The following is a 20,385-nucleotide window of genomic DNA, read 5'->3' on the forward strand; positions in this document are numbered from 1 at the left end:
ATCAGCCCAGCTCTTTCAGGGCCTCGGAGAACTCCTCCACATTCTGGAAATCCTTGTAGACGCTGGCGAAGCGAATATAGGCAACGTCATCCAGAGTGGCCAGACGGGCCAGTACCAAATCGCCCAAATCGCGCGATTTGATCTCGTTGCGCTGACTCGATCGCAATTCCGCCTCGATGCTCGTGATGAGTCCGTCGATCTTCTCGGGCGTGATGGGACGTTTCGCGCAGGCGATGAGCAATCCTCGCATGAGCTTCTCGCGGTTGAAGACCTCCGATGAACCGTCGGCCTTGATGACGAGAATGGGATTTTCGGCGAGCCGCTCGTAGGTGGTGAATCGCGTGCCGCACTGCAGGCATTCGCGACGGCGCCGGATAGAGGCGCCGTCGTCGGCCGATCGCGAGTCGACGACTTTCGATTCCTGGTAGCCACAGGAAGGACAGCGCATAGGTTCTCCTTCTCACTTTGATAAGTTGATTGCTTATCATACCCTATCAGACCTAGCGCGCTCCCCTCTTCAAAACATTGCTACCTTCACGACACCCGCCCTCGACGCTCTAGGCGAAGAAGATGAGGAATGACGCGATGGTGCTGAGCGTGAAGGCTATGGAAAATTCGATGCGTGCCATTTTTTACTCCTGACCTCTTGCGTAGAACCTTTGTTCGCAGTTATAATAGAGCGAACAAAGGTTCACGTCAAGAGATTTTTCAAACAAATGTACGCTTTTGTGAAAGGATGCGCTATGACCCAGAAAGTGACCAAGCGGCAACAGGCGGTTCTCGACTGCATCGAAGCGTGCATTCGCGAGAAGGGCTACGGCCCTACGGTGCGCGAGGTGTGCCAGAGTTTGGGGCTCTCCTCCCCTTCCACCGTCCATGTCCATTTGAAGGCACTTGAAGACAAGGGCTTCATCAAGCGCGACCCCCTTAAATCCCGCTCCATCGCGCTTACCTATCCCATCGAGGAGGTTCCCTCCCCTGTCACGGCTTTCGCGGCCGCCTACAGCAAGCTCGTCAATGTGCCCTTGGTGGGCAACGTGGCTGCCGGCTCCCCTATTCTCGCCGAGGAGAACATCACCGACACCATCACGCTGCCCACCGATATCGTCGGCGATGCCCCCTCCTTCATGCTCTCGGTGCGCGGCGAGTCCATGATCGAGGCCGGCATCAACGATGGCGACTACGTGGTTGTGAAGGAGCAGCCGGTGGCCAACAACGGCGATATCGTCGTGGCCATCATCGACGACGGCGCCACCGTCAAGCGCTTCTTCCGCGAGGCCGACCATATCCGCCTGCAACCGGAGAACTCGACGATGGATCCCATCATCACCACGGACTGCTCCATTGCCGGCAAGGTGGTGGCCGTGTTTCGGCGCCTGTAGCGCCTTCGCCGCGCCGATAGGCCGCGAGTCCTCCCCTTTCGGTCAATCAAGAGCGCCCCTGCTCCGGATGCGAGGATCCGGAGCAGGGGCGCTCTTTCGTTTCTGGAGCGGTGGTTTCCTCAAGCGTCGACGTCCGAGACAAGGTAAGGGGAGAACGCGCTGACGAAGGCAGGGGCCGCGAGCAGCTGCAGGCGCGTGCCCGTGGCCTCGTGGCTCTCGGAGATGATGTGGCAGCGCTCGTGGGCCAGCGATACCAAATCCCCCCGTTGGTACGGCACGAGCACGTCCAGCTTGGCGTCGGCGGACGAGGCGGCCTGGGCGATGGCGCCCACGAGTTCCTCTATGCCCTCTCCAGAGCGGGCGGACACGAACCGGGCGCTCGGATAACGCCTTTTAAGGCCGGCCAGCGTCTCGGCGTCCAGCAGATCGCATTTGTTGAAAGTGGCGATCGTGGGAATGCTCTGGGCCCCTATCTGGTCGAGCACCTCGCACACGGCCTCGATCTGCCCCTCGAACTCCGGCGAGGAGGCGTCGATCACGTGCAGGATGAGGTCGGCTCCGGTGATTTCGTCGAGCGTCGACTTGAAGGCCTCGACCAGGGTGGTGGGCAGCTTCTGGATGAAGCCGACGGTGTCGGTGACGGTGACCTCGCGGCCCTCGGGCAGTTCGAACTTGCGGGTGGTGGAGTCCAGCGTGGCGAAGAGCTTGTCGTAGCTGAGCACGTCGGCTCCGGTGAGCCGGTTGATGAGCGAGCTTTTCCCGGCATTGGTATAACCGGCCAGTGCCACTTTGAACATGCCGCTGCCGTACCGGCTCTCACGCTGCAACGAGCGCACGTCGGACAGACGCTCAAGCTCGCGGCGAATGCTCGTGATGCGCTTGCGCACCATGCGGCGGTCCACCTCCAGCTGGCTTTCGCCCTCACCGAAGCGGGATCCCACGCCGCCTCCCATGCGGTTCGAAGCGAGGTGGGCCCACATGCCGCGCAGGCGCGGGTACAAGTACTGGTTCTGGGCGAGACGCACCTGCAGACGCCCCTCCTTGGAGGTGGCGTGCAGGGCGAAGATGTCCAGAATGAGGGCCGTACGGTCGATGACCTTCACGGACTTGTCCATGACCTTCTCCAGATTGGCCTGCTGGGAAGGTGTCAGCTCATCGTCGAAGATGACGAGGTCGGCCTCGTGCGACCGTGCCAGCTCGGCGATTTCGTCGGCCTTGCCCGTGCCGACGAAGGTGCGCGGGTTGGGCGCGTCCAAGCGCTGGGTCGTCGTGGCCACCACATCGGCTCCGGCCGTATCGGCCAGACGTTCCAGTTCGGCCAGGGAAGATTCCAAGGGCCACGGCAGCCCCGGGCGCTCGACGCCCACGAGAACGGCGCGCTCGCGGCGCTCCTCGGCCTTGGTGGCCGGACCCTTTTGGATGACGGATTCGTATTCGGTCATAGCATGCTCCTTTGCTTCAAGTAACGACGGATCCCATGAGGGGAAGGCGGTGCAAGTGGTCGTTACAGGCGCATGAGCATCACTCCTTAATCGTGGCGCGGCGTTGCGCCGGTGAAACGGGGGCTATCATAGCACAACAGCAGCGCCGGAGAAGCTCACGGCAGCACAATGGTTCCCGAGAAGCTCTCCGTTGCCGGTCCCGTCATGGATATCGTGCCATCCTCGTTCCAGCAGATGTGCAGTAGGCCGCCGCTCAACAGGAGATCGTTCTCCCTGCCGGCCCGACCGGTGAGGCAGGCGGCCGTGTTGGTGGCGCAGGCGCCGGTGCCACAGGCCAAGGTCTCGCCGCAGCCCCTCTCCCATACGCGCATGGCGATGCCCTCATCGGTGACGGAGGCGAACTCGACGTTGGTTTTCTCGGGAAATACGGGATGCGTCTCGAAGAAGGGGCCGGGAAGATCGATGCGCAGGGTCGAGAGGGATTTCTCAGCACCAGCGGGGAACAGCTCGTCGGGCAATGCCGCCCAATCGTCCACGAGGCAGACGGCGTGGGGGTTTCCCATGGAGACGCACACGAATTCGAAGGTTCCCCACGGCGAATCGAGGCGCAGATGCCCCACATAGGGCGCACCATCGGTCGCGCGGGAGTCCGGCGCGGCATCGACGGGCACGAGCACGGGATCCAAGATGGGCGCGCCCATGTTCACGGTCGCCTCGGTCATCTTCCCCTCCGCATCCACGGAAAAGGCGATAGGGCGCGGGCCGGCCAGGGTGTCGGCCACAAGGCTGCCCGAGGCAACGTCCGCCAGCTCGCGATCGACGAGGTACTTGGCGAAGCAGCGCACGCCGTTGCCGCACATTTGGGCCAAGGTGCCGTCGGCGTTGATGTAGTGCATGTAGCCGTCTCCCTCTTCCGAGAGAGCCGGCCGCACGAGGATGACGCCGTCGGCGCCGATGCCGAAGTGGCGGTCGCACAGATACGACACCTGCTCGTCGGTCAGATCAAGAGCGCAGTCGCGATCGTCGATGAAGACGAAATCGTTCCCGAGACCGTGCAATTTGGCGAAGGACAACTCCATGGGACGCTCCTTTTAGGCGGCAATTGAGGGGGCGGAAGCTCTCCTCGACGACCCGGAAGGGCCGCTTCAACCATGGTAGGCGTCCAATGTTTCCAACTGGGAAAGAATCTCGGCGGCCACGGCTTCGGCATCGCCGACATCGGCGTTCACCCAGCGGATGCGCTTATCGCGGCGGAACCACGTACGCTGGCGCTTGCCGTAGCGGCGCGTGGCCGTCTTGATGGCCTGCACGGCCTCCTCTAGCGTGATGTTCCCATCCAGCGCCTCGACGATCTCCTTGTATCCGATGGCCTGGGGCGCCGTGACGCCGTCGCGGAATCCGGCGGCCAGCAGGCCCCGCACCTCGTCGACGAGCCCTGCGGCCACCATGGCATCGACCCGGGCGTCGATGCGCTCGTTCAGGATAGCCGGCTCCGCGGCCAGCCCGAATTGCACGGCTGGAACGAAGGGCGCCACGGTGGCGAGCCGCTGTTTCTGCTCGGCGTAGCTGGCACCCTCCTCCAAAAGCTCGAAGGCACGCACGACGCGCCGCACGTTGTTGGGGTGGATGACGGCGGCGCTTGCGGGATCGCGCGCCTCCAGCGCCTCCCGCAGGGCTTGGTTGCCGTGTTCCTCCGCATAGGCGGTCCAGCGTTCGCGGACGGGGTTTTCCACCTGGTCGCCCTTGGGGAAGGCGAAGTCGTCGATGGTCGCCTGCACGTACTGGCCGGTGCCGCCGCAGAGCACCGCTCTCTTGCCGCGGGCGTCAATATCGCGAATGCAGTGCCGGGCGAACGCCTGGAACAGGGCCGCCGAGTAGGGCTCGCCGGGATCAACGAGATCGAAGCCGTGATGGGGCACGCGGCGCTCAGATGCGGGAAGCTTGCCCGTGCCGATGTCCATGCCCCGGTAGATCTGCATGGAATCGGCGCTCACCACTTCCCCGCCGAGGCGCTCGGCGACGATCTGGGCCGCGTCGGTCTTGCCCGAGGCCGTGGGCCCCACGATGGCGATGACGGGTGCGGAAAGCTCAAGCATGGACGATCGTGCCCGAGAGATACCAGGTGCGGGCTTCCTCGATGGTCACGGGCACGATGCGCCCCACCAAAGACGTCGCGTCCGCACCAGCGGGCACCGGCGCGTGAACGGTCTGGTTCTTCGGGCTCTTGCCGGCCAAGATGGAATCGTCGCGCTTGGACGTGCCCTCGACCAGCACGGGCACCGTGGCGCCGAGCTCTGCCTGGTTCGCCTCGAAGGCCTTGCGTTGGACGAGATCCACGAGCCGGTCGAAGCGCTCCTGGATGACCTCGCGGGGCGTGTCGTCGTCCATCTCCGCAGCAGGGGTCCCCTCGCGCTTGGAGTAAATGAACGTGAACACCTGGCTGTAGCCGACTTCCTCCACGAGGCGATAGGTGTCCATGAAGTTCTCTTCGGTCTCGCCGGGAAATCCCACGATGATGTCCGTGGACAGGGCGATGTCGGGACGGGCGCGGCGAAGCTTCTCGATAAGGCCGAGGTAGTGCTCGCGGGTGTAGCGGCGGTTCATGGCCGAGAGGATGCGGTTCGAGCCCGACTGCACGGGAAGGTGCAGCGCCGGCATGAGCGAGGGCAGCGTGGCGAACAGCCCGATGACCTCGTCGGTGAGATCCTTCGGGTGACTCGTCGCGAAGCGGAGCCGCTCGATGCCCGCGGCGTCCACGGCCCGAAGGACATCCGCGAACCGCGGCTCGCCGTAGAGGTCGCGCCCGTAGGAGTTCACGTTCTGCCCCAGCAGCGTGATCTCCTTGACGCCCGCTTCCGCATAGGAGCGCGCCTCGGCGGCGATGTCGTCCAGGGGCCGCGACTTCTCGCGCCCGCGGACGTAGGGCACGATGCAGTAGGAGCAGAAATTGTTGCATCCCACGGTGATGGGCAGCCACGCCGCCCAGTCGTGCTCGCGCACCGTGGGCAGGGCGGAGGAGAACTCCGCTCCCCCCTCAATCACTTCGGCGGCGCGGCCGTGCTGCTCGATGGCGCGTCGGAGAAGCCCCGGCAAAGAGCCCAGATTGTGAGTGCCGAAAACCACATCGAGATGGGGAAGCGCCGCAAGCAGCTTGTCGCCGTCGCGCTGGCCGATGCAGCCGCCTACGGCGATGTAGCGCTTGTCAAGGGGCGTGCCGTCGCGCAAGGGGATGTTCTTCATGGAGGCGACCTGCCCGTAGAGCCTCGTGTCGGCAGCCTCGCGGACGCAGCACGTCATGAACACGACGATGTCCGCCTCCTCGATGGTTTCGACGGGCAGCGAGCCCAGGCCCTCCAGCATGCCGGCGACCCGCTCGGAATCGTGCTTGTTCATCTGGCAGCCGAAGGTGTGGATGCAGAAACGAGTTCCCTCGAAGACGTTGCTCATAGCAAAACCCTCTAATGAACCGCGGCCGCATCGACGATGGGGGCGATCGCGGCGGCGCCCCGCGGCTCGACGGCGAAGCGGATGGCCGTGCGGTACTCGCCGTCGATGACGATGTCCGCGAAGGAGGGGATGCAGCAGATCTCGATGCCCACCGGCGAGAGGAACCCGCGGGAGATGGCCACGGCTTTCACAGCCTGGTTCACCGCACCGGCCCCCACGGCTTGAATCTCCACCGACGCCCCGTCTTTGATCATGCCGGCGATGGCGCCGGCAACGGAGGCGGGAGACGATTTGGAGGATACTTTGAGGCACCCGATGGAGGGCTTGGTTTCAGTGGTAGACACAGCTGGTCCTTGTCGTTTGTGGTGCGGTTCTTCTCTGGATGTGGTTCGTTTAGCGGGCGCCCGTGGCGCCTTCAGCCCGAATATTCTACCTGTTGCACCCGAGTGGCGCAACCGCGCGCTTCCTTAGAGCGACGTGCGGATGGGAACGGTGATGCGGATGGCTTCCTGGCCCACGATGACCTCCGCCTCGCCCACCGCTTCCAGATAATACGTTTCCGCCACGGGCTCCATGAGCCGGCCGATGCCGCGCTTCAGCGCATCGATGTCCTCGGGAGCCAGACGCAGGGAGCGGGCGTTCTTAGAATTTCGCCGGCGCTCGGATGGGCGATGGGCCTGCCGCGGGAACGATTCGGCGGCCAAACGCTCGGTTAAGGGGTCGAGCGCAGCGATGGCCCCGTCGAGAATGCGTCGGGCCGAGCGCTCGGAGAGCGGCAGCCCCAGGGCCTCGCAGCGGTCCGCGAGGTCATCGGGGCCGGCGGCCAGGGCGAGGCGCTTGACGAGGGGGATTCCCGTGCCGTCGCCCCCGAAGGCGCGCACGGCCGGGGAGAGCGAGGCGAGGCCCAGTTGGTACAGCGTCGCTGCCACCTCCACCGGGGTGCCGAGATACACGGAGAGGTCGCCGCGGTGCTCCAAGGCGAATTCCGCGGCCGTGCGCACGATGTTCTTGGGGCCGCGCATCGCCCACGAACCGGAAGGCTCCTGCTCGAAACGGGGAAACGTCGACTGATCCGCCTTCTCGGCGAGGCTTTCGGTGTCGGTGGCGACCGTGAGGCTGGTGCCGAGCCCCGGCTCCGATTGCAGCACCCGGGCTTCTTCGGCGTTCACGGAGATAGAGTAAAGGGCCATGCCGCGCCCGTGCATGCCCCACTTGTCCATATGCGCGCTATCGAGCTTCGAAGTGACGCGCGGTTCGAAGATGCGCTCGTGCTGGGCAGCGGGAATGCCCTGTCCGTCGTCGAGGACGGTGAGCAGACGTTCGTTGCCGGTCTTCTGAGTGGCGAGGAAGATGCGGCTGGCGCCGGCATCGCGGGCGTTGCGCAGAAGCTCGATGACAACGTCCTCGCTCGAGCGGATGTCCTGGGCGGCCTGGCGTCGTTCGGCCTCGGAGGACCGGAGGCGGACGAAGCCGTCTCCGAGGTCATCCTCGACCCGGAGACGGCTCTCGCCGCACACATCGTCTATGAAATCGCTGAGGGTATCGCCTTCCATGGCCTACTTGGCGTAGTCGACCGCACGGCTCTCGCGGATGACGACGACTTTCACCTGGCCCGGATACTGCATCTCGTTCTCGATCTGCTGGGCGATGTCGTGGGCCAAAACGACGGATTCGGCCTCGTCCACCACTTCCGGCTCTACCATGACGCGAACCTCGCGGCCTGCCTGGATGGCGTAGGTGCGCTCGACGCCCTTGTGCGAGTTCGCGATCTCCTCGAGCTTCTCGAGGCGCTTCACGTAGGCGTCCAGCGTCTCCTTGCGGGCACCGGGACGGGCAGCGGAGACGGCGTCGGCGGCCTGAATGAGCACATCGACGACGGAGTTGGCCTCCACATCGTTGTGATGGGCCTCGATAGCGTGGACGATCTCGGGGCGCTCGCCGAAGCGACGGGCCAGATCGGCGCCGATGACGGCGTGGCTGCCCTCGACCTCGTGGTCGACGGCCTTGCCGAGGTCGTGCAAAAGGCCGGCCCGCTTGACGGGAATGGGGTCGAGCCCGAGCTCGGAGGCCATGACCGAGGCCAGATAGGCCACTTCGAGCGAATGGTTCAGCACGTTCTGGCCGAACGAGGTGCGATAGCGCAAACGTCCCAGGGTGTTGACGAGCTCCGGGTGGAGATCGTGGATGCCCGCATCGAACGTGGCCTGCTCGCCGGCCTCGTGCACCCGCTGGTTCACCAGCTTGACGGCCTTGTCGTACATCTCCTCGATGCGCGCGGGGTGGATGCGCCCGTCGGCGATGAGGTTCTCCATGGTGACGCGGCCGATCTCGCGGCGCACCGGGTCGAAGCAGGAGATGGTGACGCACTCCGGCGTGTCGTCGATGATGAGGTTCGTGCCGGTCAGCTGCTCGAAAGAGCGGATGTTGCGGCCCTCGCGGCCGATGATGCGGCCCTTCAGATCGTCGGAGGGGATATGGATGGTGGACACCGTGCTCTCGGCGGAGTGGTCGGCGGCCACGCGCTGGATGGCGAGGCTCAAGATCTCACGGGCCTTCTTGTCCGCCTCGGCCTTGGTACGCGTCTCGGCATCGCGAATGATGACGGCCGATTCGCGGGTGACCTCGTCGTGGATAGTCTCCAGCAGCTCCTCTTTGGCCTCCTGGGGGCTCATGCCCGCAGCGCGCTCGAGGGCCTGGTTGATCTCGATCTGGGCCTCCTCGCGATGGCGCTCGATGGCATTCTCGGCCTCTTCGACATCGCGCTCGCGGCGCTCGACCTGTCCCTGCAAAGACGAGAGCTGGTGCTCGCGGGCATCCAGCGACTCGACGCGGCGATCGAGGGATTCCTCGCGCTGGGCGATGCGGTTCTCGGCAGAGCGCACCTCGCGCATGCGCTCCTTGTTCTCCTTCTCCATCTCCTGCTTGTAGCGAAGGGCCTCGTCCTTGGCTTCCACGGCGGCTTCACGTCGGAGCGTCTCGGCTTGCTTCTTGGCATCCTCGACCAGGCTTGCGGCCTCGCGGGCAGCGTTCTTGGATGAGGAGCTGGCAATGAGTCGGTTGACGATGAAACCGAGGACCAGGCCGATGACGATAGCGACGATCAAAAGCACGATCGTGATGGGATCCATGGCTGTTTCCTCCTTTCATCTGGGCTTTCATACCCATTTCATGTCATAAAAAATGCCCGTGGCCGGGCATGAGCATAACTGCGCGAAGATACGAGGAATATGAAATTCTCTATCTTGAATGCCCGGGAGGGCACGTATGCTCTAAAGCCACGGTTCACAGTATAGCGTAAGGCCGCGGCTTTAGACAGACTCTAGTGGGTTTGTGTCATGAATGGCCCATCGAACCGCACATCAGGCTGCGCTCTTGCTCCTCGGACCACGTGCGAGAGGCGGTAGCGGCGATGTCGGTGGAAAATCCTTGGGATACGAGGCGGCGGAAGGCGGCCTCCCGGGCGCGCTTGGCTTTAGGCGGCCGACGCCGCAGGGCGGCCAGGGCGCGGCCCACTTCAAAGTCCCTCCCCTTCCGCTCGTGCTCGACCCAGGAATCGAGAGTAGCTGGGTCGATGCCGAGCTCCTCGATCTCCCGTTCGGCATCGCGAAGCCCCCGCCCGGCCGCAAGCTTCATGCGGACGAGGGCGTCGGCGTAGCGTCGATCGTCCACCGCCCGTACGCGCACGGCGCGCTGAAGGGCCTCCTCCACCACTGATGAAGGAAAGTCGTCCTTCAGCAGGCGCTCGCGCAGGTAGGCCGTGGAGCGTTCGCGAACCGCGGCCCATCGGAGGATCTTCTGGTACGCGTCTCGGGCCGTCTTTCCCTCCTCGTCGCTCAGAGCGCTCTCCCGCTCTTCCCCGCGAGAGGAATGTACGAGGTCCTGCGCGCAAGACGCCCCTGTATCCCTGCCACAGACGGCGTCGTCCTCGGCAGGGCACGGCCAGGCGGCGACTTGCGCGCACGGCTCCTCTGAGGAAGGGGCGGCTTCCAAGGCGGCGATATCCGCCCTGAGCGCTGCGAGTATGTCGGCCTTGGACGCCACGATAGGCTATTTCTTCTTGCCGCTCTTTGGCGCCGGCGTGAACGACTCGTTTTCGGCCGGGCGCTCGATGACGGGGATCTCGTAGGCCTCGCGGACCTTGTTCTCGAGTTCCTCCCGCAGATCGGGATTCTCCTTGAGCGTCTGCTTGGCTGCCTCGCGGCCCTGGCCCAGGCGCTCCTCGCCGTAGGTGTACCAGGCGCCGGACTTCTTGGCCACGCCGCATTCCACGGCCATATCGACGATGCAGCCTTCCCGAGAGATGCCCTCGCCGTACATGAGATCGAACTCCGCCTGGCGGAAAGGAGGAGCCACCTTGTTCTTGACCACCTTCGCCCTCACGCGATTGCCGACCACATCGCCGTTCTGCTTGATGGAGTCGATGCGGCGAATGTCGATGCGAACCGAGGAGAAGAACTTCAGGGCGCGTCCGCCGGTGGTCGTCTCCGGGTTGCCGAACATGACTCCGATCTTCTCGCGCAGCTGGTTGATGAAGATGCAGGTGGTGTTCGATTTCGACAGCGACCCGGCCAGCTTGCGCAGGGCCTGGGACATGAGCCGAGCCTGAAGACCCACGGTGGTATCCCCCATCTCGCCCTCGATTTCGGCACGGGGGACGAGCGCCGCCACAGAGTCGACGATGACGCAATCGATAGCGCCCGAGCGCACGAGCATATCGCAGATTTCCAGCGCCTGCTCGCCGGTGTCGGGCTGGGAGATGAGCACCTCGTCGATATCGACCCCGATGCGCGCGGCGTAAACGGGATCGAGGGCGTGCTCGGCATCGATGAAGGCGACGATGCCGCCCAGCGCCTGGGCCTCCGCGAGAATCTGCAAGGCGAGCGTTGTCTTGCCGCTTGACTCCGGACCGTAGATTTCGATGATGCGGCCGCGGGGCACGCCTCCGATGCCGAGCGCGGCATCGAGCGGCAGGGCGCCCGTGGGGATGACCCCGATGTTGAGATCGGCGCCTCCCTCGCCGAGGGTCATGATAGAGCCCTTGCCGAACTTGGACTCGATTTGATCGGTGGTGAGTTTGAGCATCTTTTCTTTATCTTCGTTCATGACCTCTCCTTGTCTGGGCCAGGCGAACAAATGGCCTGTTTTCATCATTATACGAACAAACGTATGTACGTCAAGAGGTGATTCTCAAAAACCAGTTCCCTCTGTGCGCGAAAACAGCATAACGCTACGCGACCGCAGCAATGACGCGGGAATGTCTCATTTGAGTCCTCGCGCCGACCGTACCGCTGTCGCACTCTCGTCGCAGAGCGCCCGTGCGCTCTCGCCAAAACCGCGGCGCTGTCAGAAGCTCGCGAGCGCCTCTTCCATCGTGCGCAGGGCGATCAGCACCGTCTGCAGGCGCACGGCCTCGCGGCCGCCTTCGAAATGATGGCATGCTGCATGGGTCTTTTTGGCCGTGGCGCAGCCGATCCACACCGTGCCCACCGGCTTGCCGGGCTCGGCGCCCGTCGGTCCGGCGATGCCCGTGACCGCCACCGAGACATCGCTGCCCAGCTCGCGCAGGGCGCCACGGGCCATCTGCAGGGCCACCAACTCGTCGACGGCCCCCTGTCGCGCGAGCACGTCCTCGGAAACGCCGAGAAGTTCGGCCTTCACCTCGTTCACGTAGCTCACGATGCCGCCGCGCACCGAGGCCGACGACCCAGGCACGGAAGTGAGCATGGCCGCGATGAGGCCGCCGGTGAGGCTCTCGGCCGTGGCCACCGTGGCCCCTGCGGCCGTCGCCTTCTCGACGACGATGCGCGCCTGCTCGTCGATGGCCTTCTGCAGCGCCGCGATCTCGGTGGGTGCCGCAGAAGGGGCGGCCGCCTTTGCGGTTTTGGCCCCCGCGCTCCCCTTCAACAGATGGCGTGCTTTGACGAGATAGTCGAGCATGGACATGACCGTCAGGATGAGCGCGATGACCATGACGGTCCAGGACAGCACGAACATGGGGTTGGTGAAGGCGCCGGCCGCCGTGGTGAACGTGAGCGAGTCCTTGAGAAGGAACAGCACGATGGCGATGATCTGGAACACCGTCTTGGCCTTGCCGTACCAGCTGGCGGCGATGACCGTGCCCTTGCTCGCCGCCACCATGCGGATGCCCGAGACGATGAACTCGCGGGCAAGGATGATGAGCACGGGCCAACCGGGCAGCACGGCCAGCTCCACTAAGGCGATGAGCGCCGCCGTGACGAGGATCTTGTCGGCCAGAGGATCCATGAACTTCCCGAAGTCGGTCACTTCCCCGCGGCTGCGGGCGAGATATCCATCGATCCAATCGGTGCAGGAGATGAGAATGAAGATGCCGGCGGCGATGACGCACTTCGCCTCCATGGTGATGCCCGGCAGGCCCACCCATTCGGGCCAGGGGCTCAGGATCGCCAGCACGAAGACCGGCACCAGGCAGATGCGGATGAGCGTGACGATGTTCGCCGGCGTCCAGAGCTTGTCCGGAGCCGTGGGCTGGATGGTGGTCATGGCCTACTCGCCTTCCATTTCGTAAAGCAGGGTATCCGCAATGGTGCAGGGAACGAACGCGCCGATCTCGCCGCGGGACACGTAGGTGACGCCGTCCACTTCGGGCGCCTGGCATTGGGCGCGACCGAAGCGCTGGCCGTCCTCCTCGGTTCCCTCGACGAGCACGATCGCCCCCTTCCCGATGCGCTCGGCGATGCGGGGCCCGCAGGCGGCATCGGCGGCGTCGCGCAGCACCTGGGCCCGCTCGGCCTTCTCGTCCTCGTCGATCTGGTTCGGCAGGTCGAAGGCGGCGGTGCCCTCCTCGCGGGAATAGGGAAAGACGCCGACGTAATGGAACAGCCCCTCGGAGACGAAATCGAGGAGCTCCTCGAACTGCTCGTCGGTTTCGCCGGGAAATCCCGCGATGAGCGTTGTGCGCAAGGTGATGTCGGGCACCGCGGCCTCGATGCGCTCGATGAGGGCGCGAAACGCCGCGGCATCCCCTCGGCGGTTCATGGCCCGAAGGATCGGTTTGCTCACGTGCTGCAGGGGAATGTCCAGATAAGAGCAAACGTTCTCGCGGGCCGCCATGACGGAGAGCAGCTCGTCGGTTGCGCCCTCGGGCTGCAGGTACATGATGCGGAACCACGTGTCGGGGTGCGCCTCGGCCAGCGTGTCGACGAGCCACGCGAGGTCGCGGCCGTCGGGAAGGTCGGCGCCCCAGCGTCCGGTGTCCTGGGCGATGAGCACGATCTCCCGGGCGCCGGAGGCGATCTCGCGCTCGACGTCCTCGGCGATCTGCTCGTACGGGAAGCTGTGGTAGCGCCCGCGAATGTAGGGGATGGTGCAATAGGAGCAGAAGCGGTCGCAGCCATCGGATATCTTCACGTAGGCGAACGTCCGGCCCTCCCCTTCCGCCGGCTCGCCCCCAACGGCCGCCACGGGAAGGGAGATCCTCAAAGCGCGCGCCACCACTTCCGCGATATCGTCCTCGCGACTGCAGGGCACAAACGCCGACGCCTCCGTCAGCTCCGCGGCCAGGTCGTCCCCGTAGCGGGCCGGCATACAGCCGGCGACGATGAGGACGGCTGAGCCCTCATCCACTTTGGGCAGGGAAGCGGCCTCGAAGATGGCATCGATGCTCTCCTCGGTGGCCGCCTGGATGAACGAGCAGGTGTTCACGATGATGGCGTCGGCGCTGGACGCCTCCTCGGTCACGGAGAAGCCGGCTTCGCGCAAGCGCCGCGCCATGGCGGCCGAGTCCACCTCGTTCTTCGCGCACCCCATCGTGATGAGGCAGACGGAGGGCGCCGCGCTGTCGCGCGTCGTATCGATCACGTCCGTAGTCCTAGCGATAGTTGACGTACTGCAGCGGCTGCCCGTAGTCCTGGCCGCGCAAGAAGGCGATGACCTCCTGCAACGTGTCGCGAGAGGGAGAGCTCACCCGCAGCTTGTCGCCCTCGATGGTCACCTTGCACTTGAGCTTCTGGGCCTTGATGTCCTTGTTGATCTTGCCCGCGGTCTCCTTGTCGATGCCGTTGACCACCGTGGCGCACCGGCGCACCCCGCCGCCGGAGGAAGGCGTGGAATCCCCCCACTTCACGGCGGTAAGATCGATGCCGCGCTTGATGAGCTTGCTGCCGATGACGTCGATGACCTGAGAGGCCACGAAATCGGCCGGCGCGGTCACCGTCAGGGTGCCGGCGCTTTTGTCCAGGGAGATCTCGGCGCCCGAGTCCTTCAGATCGTAGCGCTGGGCGAGCTCCTTTCGGGCCTGCTGGAAGGCGTTGTCCACCTCCTGCATATCCACCGTGGAGACGATATCGAAGCTGGATTCTTTAGCCATGGGTTGATTGCCTTTCTCGATGGGCCCGCTAGGCCGCGTTGTCGGAGGAGTCCTCGCCGGAATCGGACGCGTCGCCGCTTCCCGAGGTGCCGGAGGAACTATCGCTTGTGCTGGAGTCGTCGCTCGAGGAATCCGAGCCGGAGGAGGAGCCGGAATCCGAGTCGCCGGAGCTATCCGAGGAGGCGCCGGCCACGCCGTTGGCGCGCTTCCAGTCGTTGAGCACGTCCTCGAAGTTGACGGTGTAGGTGTAGACGCCGCGGCCGTTCTGATCCTCGGCCTTCACCTCCTCACCGTCGAGGGTGAGCTTGACGGCGGCGATGTCCTCGTCATCACCGGAAAGCACGAACTTCAGCGTCCCGGTCACATCGAAATCGCCCGTCTTGGGCCCGGTGACATCGCCCGCCTCCACGGTCTTGCCGTCCTGGACGACCTCGATGTAGACGCTTGAGCCCTCGGGCACGTTGTAGCTAAACTTGGCGCTCGTCGGCGCCACGGGCTGCTGGGTGGGCGCCGTCGCGTCGGTGCCGCCCTCATTCGCGGCACCGGTATCGGTGCCGGCGGGGTTCTGCATGCCGGAGATAGGCACCGTGGGCACATCGCTTTCCGGCGCTGCGCGGTTTCCAAAGGCCAGGACGATCACGAGGACGAGCAGGCCCACGATGATGGCGCCCACGATGATGAGCGGCAAGTACGAGCCGATGTTCGCCGCGATGCCCGGGGCCTGCCGGCCCTGGACGAGGTTGGTGTACTGGGGCTGCGGGGCCGTTCTGCCCGTGCGGGCCGAGGAACCGCCCAAGCCGGAACGACCGGAGCGCGTGGAGCCCGTATAATCGTCTCGGTAGGAGCCCCGAGAGGATCCCCGATCGCGGCTGGAGGGCAGCGCGACCGTGCGCCCGGCATCGCGGGGGCGCTCGCGACGGTTGCTCGCCGGACGGCGGCCCGTCTCGAACTGATAGACCTCTTCCCGGTAGGCGCGGGTGACCTCCGTGGGGTTCAGCCCCACCAGGCGCGCGTAGGCGCCCACCATGTTCGACGTGTAGCCGCGCGGGGGCATGCGGGCGAAATCACCCTCCTCGATGGCGCGCAGGATATCCGGGCGGATGCGCAGCTTGCGGGCGGCCGTGGACAAATCGAGTCCCTTGCGCTCGCGGGCATGGGCAAGCGCCTCGCCGAATGATGTCTGTCTCGCCACGATGGTCTCCTCTGTGTTTTCCGTTGGCCGTTGCGGTGCGATTCCGTTCCGGCCTATTCGTCAGCGGCCTCGAAGGCCTTCAGTGTTTCCAGTTCCATTTGGTCGACGAGCACCTCGCGCGGGCGGCTTCCGTTGGCCGGGCCCACGATGCCCTTTTCTTCCAACTGATCCATTATACGTCCAGCTCGCGCGTATCCGACCTTCAAGCGACGCTGAAGGTTGCTCGTGGAGCCCAAATCGCTTGAAACCACCACATCGGCGGCCTCCCACAGAAGCGGATCGTCGGCCTCGGAGCCCCCCTCTCCCGAAGGCGAGGAGTCGCCCAAGGTCACGACGTTGGTCTTCAGGATCTCGGAGTGGTACTCCGGCTCGCCCTGGCTCTTCAGGTGCGCCACCACGGCGGCGATCTCGTCGTCGGGGATGTAGGGGCCCTGGATGCGGATGGGCTTGGGGTACTCCGGCTTGGCCAAGAGCATGTCCCCCATGCCGATGAGGTTCTCGGCGCCCGTGGAGTCGAGGATGACGCGGGAGTCGATGCCCGAGGCCACGGTAAGCCCGATGCGGCAGGTGATGTTCGCCTTGATGAGGCCTGTGACCACGTTGGTGGAGGGGCGCTGGGTGGCGATGATGAGGTGGATGCCGGCGGCGCGGGCGAGCTGCGCGATACGGCTGATGGAGAACTCGACTTCCTTGCCCACATTCATCATGAGGTCGGCCAGCTCGTCGATGACGATGACGATGTAGGGGATGGGCTCGCCGTAGAGGTTCTCCGGCGGCTCCTCTCCCCTCTTTTCGGCAGCCTCGTCGGCCGCCTGGGCCGCTCGGGCCTTCTCGTTGAAGGTGATGATGTTGCGCACGCCGCACTTCGAGAACATCTTCAGGCGCCGCTCCATCTCGGCCACGGCCCAGGAAAGGGCGCTGGAGGCCTCGCGGCACTCGGTGACCACGGGGACGTACAAGTGCGGGATGCCCTCGTAGGGGGCGAACTCCACGCGCTTGGGGTCTACCATGATGAAGCGCACCTCAGCCGGGGTCGCGCGCATGAGGATGGACATGATCATCGAGTTGACCTCGACCGACTTGCCCGAGCCGGTGGTGCCGGCGATGAGCACGTGGGGCATCTTCGCCAGGTCGTGGACAATGGCGTGGCCCTCCACGTCCTCGCCGATGGCCACCTGCAAAGGCCCGGGGCCCGCAGCGGCGAGCACGTCGGGGAGATACACCATCTGGCGGTTGCGGTTGGGCACTTCAATGCCCACGTAGTTGGTGCCGGGAATGGGGGCGAAGATGCGCACGCCGGGGGCGGCGAGCGCCAGCGCGATGTCGTCGGTGAGGTTGGTGACCTTGCTCACGCGCACGCCGGAGGGCAGGTCCACCTTGAACAGCGTCACCGTGGGGCCCTCCACCCAGCCAACCACGCTCGCCATGACGCCGAAGTCCTCCAGGGTCCCCTGCAGCTCGGCGGCCACTTCCCGCAGCTCCTCCTCGGTAGAGCCGCGGCGGGCACCGCCGGTGGCGAGGAGATTCATGGGAGGCAGCTGGAAGCCGTCCTTGGAGATGGGTTGGGCCGGAGCCTCCTTCTTTTTCTTGGGGGCCGTCTTCTTGCTCACGGGCTTCGTCTTCGCGGCCTCGCGCTCGGCGGCCTCGGCCTCCTGGCGGCGCCGCCCGAGCTTGCGGGTCATGGGGGCGGCCGGCTCCACAGCGGAGATGTCCTCCACCTCGGCCACCTCGCGCGGATCCGGAGCCTGAATGGGCACGAGGCCACCCGTCTTCTGGGCGCCCAGCTGCCGCGTGACGGCCGCATCGGGCACGGCGTCGGCCGTAGCCCCGCGGGAGCGCCGGCGCGGTTGCTCGCCCAAGGAGATGCGAGCGGTGGGCGCCCCATGGGCTGCCGGGGGCAGATCGGCGGACTCGGCCATGGTCGTCAGCGGCGGCTTGCCCCTCCCCCGCCTCATAGATCCGAAGGCATCGGGAATGAGGGAGGCGGCACCCTCGCCGTCCAAGTCGCAGCGGGCGCGCACCTTCTCCAGAAACGCGGAGATGGAGAATCCGATGACGATGACGCCGACGATGGCCACCCCGATGAGCAGGATGGCGGAGATGGCCGGCCCGAAGAGCGTGAGCCCCACCCAGGCGAGCGCCGCCCCCACATAGCCGCCGTGGGTCACGAGCGCAATGCGGTCGAACAGGGCAGCAGGGCCTGTGCCGGTCGTCGGCGTGAACAGCGCGATGATGCCGAGCAGCGCCACGAGGATGAGCGAGAGGCCCAACGTGACGCGCAGCGACATGCGCTCCGACTGCATGCGGTACAGAACGGCGCCGCCAATGGCGACGAGGAAGAAGGGCATGATGTAGCAGCCCACGCCGAAGACGACATGGAGCGACTCCGAAAGGAAGTCGGTCACGATGGCCCCGGCCGGAGCCGCGGCCGCGATGAACAGCACAATGCCCAAAATGATGAAGCCGACGCCCACGATGTCGCGGCGCGTGCGGTCGTCCAAGATGCGGGGCTCGGCCTCAACGGCGCGGCTGCGGGCCGCGGCGGATTTGCGCGTGCCGCTCTTCGACAGGTTCCCCGAGGCCTTCTGGGCGCTCGCCTTCTCTTTGTTGGTGCTCGTATTGCGCGCCACGGTGCCTCTAGACCTCCAGCAGGTTCACGACGACCATGGGACGCTGCTTGGTGCGCTCCCAGAGAAGCGAGAGCAGCGCGTCGCGGGCGGCCTTGCGCAGTTCTTTCACGCCTCCGTCCTTGGAAAGGCACTTGCGCAGGGCGTTGGCCACGGTGTTCTCGGCCTCGTGGGCCAGATAGTAGTCGTCGCCGCCGGTAATGCCGTGCATGGACACCTGCACCTGGCCGACGAGCTTGCGATCCTTCATGTTCACGGCCGCGGCCACCGAGGCGAAGCCCTGGTTGCCGAGCGTGTTGCGCTCGTCCAGCACGTCCTGGGAGGTATCGCCCACCGAAAGGCCGTCCACATAGACGATGCCCGAGGGCACGCCCTCGCCGCGCTCGACGCCCCGGGCGGAAAGCTCCAGGGAGTCGCCGTTTTCAAGCACGTAGATGTTGTCCGGGTCGACGCCGGTGGCCTCGGCCAGCTTCGCGTGGGCCCGCAGGTGCGTGGCCTCGCCGTGAACCGGCATGAAGTTCTTCGGCTTCACGATGGAGAGCATGATCTTCAGCTCCTCGGCCCCGGCATGGCCCGACACGTGCACCCGCGCCCGGCTCTTGTCGTACACGTCGGCGCCGATCTTGGCCAGCTGGTTGATGACCCGGGTGACGGCCTTCTCGTTGCCGGGAACCGGCGTGGCCGAGATGATGACGGTGTCGCCCTCCTCGATCTCGATGGTCTTGTGCTCGCCGTTGGCGATGCGGGCCAGAGCCGAAAGCGGCTCGCCCTGGCTGCCGGTGCACATGATGACCACCTGCTCCGGCGGGATGCCCTTCAGGTCGTAGGCGTCGATGAGGTTTTCGTCGGAGATGTTCAGGTACCCGAGCCGCCGCGCGATGTCGGTGTTCTGGATCATGGAGCGGCCCGTGACGACCACCTTGCGGCCGTTCTTCACCGCCGCGTCGCAGATCTGCTGCATGCGGTGGATGTGGCTCGCGAAGCTGGCGATGATGACACGGCCCTTGGCCTGGGAGATGATCTGCTCCAAGGTCTTGCCCACCTCGGCCTCCGACGGGGTGAAGTTCGGGTTCGTGGCGTTGGTGGAGTCGCTCATCATGAGATCCACGCCCGTCTCCGAGAAGCGCGCCAGGGCGCCGAAGTCGGTGGTGATGCCGTCGATGGGGGTCTGGTCCAGCTTGAAGTCGCCGGTGTGCAAAACGTTGCCGGCCGGGCTCTGGATGAACAGGCCCACCGCGCCGGGGATGGAGTGGTTCACGGCGAAGAAGTCCACCGTGAAGCAGCCGAGCTTGACCTCGTCGCCGGGCTTGATCTCGATGAGCTTGGCGTTCTTCACGCGGTGCTCGGCGAACTTGCCCTCGATGAGGCCGAGCGTGAGCTTCGTGGCGTAGATGTTCACCGTGCGGTCGAGATCCTTCAGAAGGTAGGGCAGCGTGCCCGTGTGGTCCTCGTGGCCGTGGGTGATGACGATGCCGCGCAGCTTGTCGGCGTTCTCCAGCACATAGGTGTAGTCGGGCAGGATGAGGTCGATGCCCGGATGGTCGTCGTCGGGAAACATCAGGCCCGCGTCGTCCAAGATCATGTCGCCGTTGCACTCGAAGGCGGTCATGTTCTTGCCGATGGCGTCAAGACCGCCGAGCGGGATGATCTTGAGCTTCGCGTTCGGGTCCTTGCCCGCCTTCGAGCCGCGCCGCGGCTTTCGGCTGCCGGAGGGGACTTCCTTGGCCGCCGCTGTCTCGCCGCGCGAGAGCTGCGGGCGCTTGCGCTCCAGGTTCACACGCTTGAAGGAGGTGTTGTTCTTGCGGCGATCGTTGTTGCGCCGGTTGGCGTTCTTGCCGCTGCCGCCCTCCGTGCGGCCGTTCTGCTTCTCTTGGTTTTCTTTGGTCATTCAATGCCTCTTTCTAAAGGTAGTAACGCGCAAAAACGCCGACCCGAGGGCATCGGGCCG

The 20,385-nt window shown here is 65.3% G+C and carries 17 protein-coding genes; 1 reads left to right on the top strand and 16 read right to left on the bottom strand.

What is annotated here, in order from left to right; genetic code table 11:
• Position 1 precedes the first annotated feature (1 nt).
• On the bottom strand, positions 2-448 hold the full coding sequence (gene nrdR, locus GO707_RS00890) for a transcriptional regulator NrdR (protein ID WP_114539067.1): 447 nt from the start codon (positions 446-448) through the stop codon (positions 2-4).
• Between the two features lie 295 nt (positions 449-743).
• Here nrdR and lexA point away from each other — a divergent pair, with 295 nt between their 5' ends.
• A complete protein-coding gene (gene lexA / locus GO707_RS00895) occupies positions 744-1,382 on the top strand; it encodes a transcriptional repressor LexA (RefSeq protein ID WP_022739910.1) in 639 nt (212 codons plus the stop codon).
• Between the two features lie 119 nt (positions 1,383-1,501).
• On the opposite strand, the gene hflX is transcribed toward lexA, so the two are convergent.
• From hflX to GO707_RS00970, 15 genes are all read right to left on the bottom strand, one after another.
• On the bottom strand, positions 1,502-2,824 hold the full coding sequence (gene hflX / locus GO707_RS00900; protein ID WP_157011609.1) for a GTPase HflX: 1,323 nt from the start codon (positions 2,822-2,824) through the stop codon (positions 1,502-1,504).
• Between the two features lie 155 nt (positions 2,825-2,979).
• Positions 2,980-3,903: a diaminopimelate epimerase gene (gene dapF, locus GO707_RS00905; RefSeq protein WP_157011611.1), complete on the bottom strand. Its 924-nt coding sequence runs from the start codon at positions 3,901-3,903 to the stop codon at positions 2,980-2,982.
• Between the two features lie 66 nt (positions 3,904-3,969).
• The gene (gene miaA, locus GO707_RS00910) at positions 3,970-4,920 is read right to left on the bottom strand and encodes a tRNA (adenosine(37)-N6)-dimethylallyltransferase MiaA (RefSeq protein WP_157011612.1); all 951 of its coding nucleotides are present in this window, start codon (positions 4,918-4,920) and stop codon (positions 3,970-3,972) included.
• Positions 4,913-6,271, bottom strand: coding sequence for a tRNA (N6-isopentenyl adenosine(37)-C2)-methylthiotransferase MiaB (miaB, locus tag GO707_RS00915; RefSeq protein ID WP_157011614.1), 1,359 nt, complete (start codon positions 6,269-6,271; stop codon positions 4,913-4,915). The genes miaA and miaB overlap by 8 nt, the downstream gene beginning before the upstream one ends.
• 11 nt (positions 6,272-6,282) lie before the next feature.
• A complete protein-coding gene (locus GO707_RS00920) occupies positions 6,283-6,615 on the bottom strand; it encodes a stage V sporulation protein S (protein WP_022739915.1) in 333 nt (110 codons plus the stop codon).
• 123 nt (positions 6,616-6,738) lie between these two features.
• Positions 6,739-7,824, bottom strand: a complete 1,086-nt coding sequence (locus GO707_RS00925) for an ATP-binding protein (protein ID WP_157011616.1) — start codon at positions 7,822-7,824, stop codon at positions 6,739-6,741.
• 3 nt (positions 7,825-7,827) lie between these two features.
• Positions 7,828-9,399, bottom strand: a complete 1,572-nt coding sequence (rny, locus tag GO707_RS00930) for a ribonuclease Y (protein WP_114539060.1) — start codon at positions 9,397-9,399, stop codon at positions 7,828-7,830.
• Between the two features lie 205 nt (positions 9,400-9,604).
• Positions 9,605-10,312: a regulatory protein RecX gene (locus tag GO707_RS00935; protein ID WP_157011618.1), complete on the bottom strand. Its 708-nt coding sequence runs from the start codon at positions 10,310-10,312 to the stop codon at positions 9,605-9,607.
• Positions 10,313-10,318: 6 nt separating this feature from the next.
• The gene (gene recA, locus GO707_RS00940; protein ID WP_022739919.1) at positions 10,319-11,374 is read right to left on the bottom strand and encodes a recombinase RecA; all 1,056 of its coding nucleotides are present in this window, start codon (positions 11,372-11,374) and stop codon (positions 10,319-10,321) included.
• Between the two features lie 240 nt (positions 11,375-11,614).
• Positions 11,615-12,793, bottom strand: coding sequence for a CDP-diacylglycerol--glycerol-3-phosphate 3-phosphatidyltransferase (gene pgsA, locus GO707_RS00945; protein ID WP_157011620.1), 1,179 nt, complete (start codon positions 12,791-12,793; stop codon positions 11,615-11,617).
• A gap of 3 nt (positions 12,794-12,796) precedes the next feature.
• Positions 12,797-14,107 (bottom strand): 30S ribosomal protein S12 methylthiotransferase RimO, encoded by a 1,311-nt coding sequence (gene rimO / locus GO707_RS00950; RefSeq protein ID WP_418655102.1) that lies wholly within the window; start codon positions 14,105-14,107, stop codon positions 12,797-12,799.
• Positions 14,108-14,120: 13 nt separating this feature from the next.
• Positions 14,121-14,618, bottom strand: a complete 498-nt coding sequence (locus GO707_RS00955; protein ID WP_114548343.1) for a YajQ family cyclic di-GMP-binding protein — start codon at positions 14,616-14,618, stop codon at positions 14,121-14,123.
• 28 nt (positions 14,619-14,646) lie between these two features.
• The gene (locus tag GO707_RS00960; protein WP_157011622.1) at positions 14,647-15,810 is read right to left on the bottom strand and encodes a helix-turn-helix domain-containing protein; all 1,164 of its coding nucleotides are present in this window, start codon (positions 15,808-15,810) and stop codon (positions 14,647-14,649) included.
• Positions 15,811-15,863: 53 nt separating this feature from the next.
• On the bottom strand, positions 15,864-18,440 hold the full coding sequence (locus tag GO707_RS00965) for an FtsK/SpoIIIE family DNA translocase (RefSeq protein ID WP_227069527.1): 2,577 nt from the start codon (positions 18,438-18,440) through the stop codon (positions 15,864-15,866).
• A gap of 7 nt (positions 18,441-18,447) precedes the next feature.
• Complete coding sequence (locus GO707_RS00970) at positions 18,448-20,325, bottom strand: ribonuclease J (RefSeq protein ID WP_157011624.1); 1,878 nt, start codon at positions 20,323-20,325, stop codon at positions 18,448-18,450.
• Between the last annotated feature and the right edge of the window lie 60 nt (positions 20,326-20,385).

This window comes from Adlercreutzia rubneri (assembly GCF_009755265.1).
In the GTDB taxonomy this organism is placed as follows: domain Bacteria; phylum Actinomycetota; class Coriobacteriia; order Coriobacteriales; family Eggerthellaceae; genus Adlercreutzia; species Adlercreutzia rubneri.

Bases quoted from the DNA above. Each gene is read 5' to 3' on its own strand.
- nrdR (WP_114539067.1), bottom strand. From the start codon at position 448: ATGCGCTGTCCTTCCTGTGGCTACCAGGAATCGAAAGTCGTCGACTCG.
- lexA (WP_022739910.1), top strand. From the start codon at position 744: ATGACCCAGAAAGTGACCAAGCGGCAACAGGCGGTTCTCGACTGCATC.
- hflX (WP_157011609.1), bottom strand. From the start codon at position 2,824: ATGACCGAATACGAATCCGTCATCCAAAAGGGTCCGGCCACCAAGGCC.
- dapF (WP_157011611.1), bottom strand. From the start codon at position 3,903: ATGGAGTTGTCCTTCGCCAAATTGCACGGTCTCGGGAACGATTTCGTC.
- miaA (WP_157011612.1), bottom strand. From the start codon at position 4,920: ATGCTTGAGCTTTCCGCACCCGTCATCGCCATCGTGGGGCCCACGGCC.
- miaB (WP_157011614.1), bottom strand. From the start codon at position 6,271: ATGAGCAACGTCTTCGAGGGAACTCGTTTCTGCATCCACACCTTCGGC.
- GO707_RS00925 (WP_157011616.1), bottom strand. From the start codon at position 7,824: ATGGAAGGCGATACCCTCAGCGATTTCATAGACGATGTGTGCGGCGAG.
- rny (WP_114539060.1), bottom strand. From the start codon at position 9,399: ATGGATCCCATCACGATCGTGCTTTTGATCGTCGCTATCGTCATCGGC.
- recA (WP_022739919.1), bottom strand. From the start codon at position 11,374: ATGAACGAAGATAAAGAAAAGATGCTCAAACTCACCACCGATCAAATC.
- pgsA (WP_157011620.1), bottom strand. From the start codon at position 12,793: ATGACCACCATCCAGCCCACGGCTCCGGACAAGCTCTGGACGCCGGCG.
- GO707_RS00955 (WP_114548343.1), bottom strand. From the start codon at position 14,618: ATGGCTAAAGAATCCAGCTTCGATATCGTCTCCACGGTGGATATGCAG.
- GO707_RS00970 (WP_157011624.1), bottom strand. From the start codon at position 20,325: ATGACCAAAGAAAACCAAGAGAAGCAGAACGGCCGCACGGAGGGCGGC.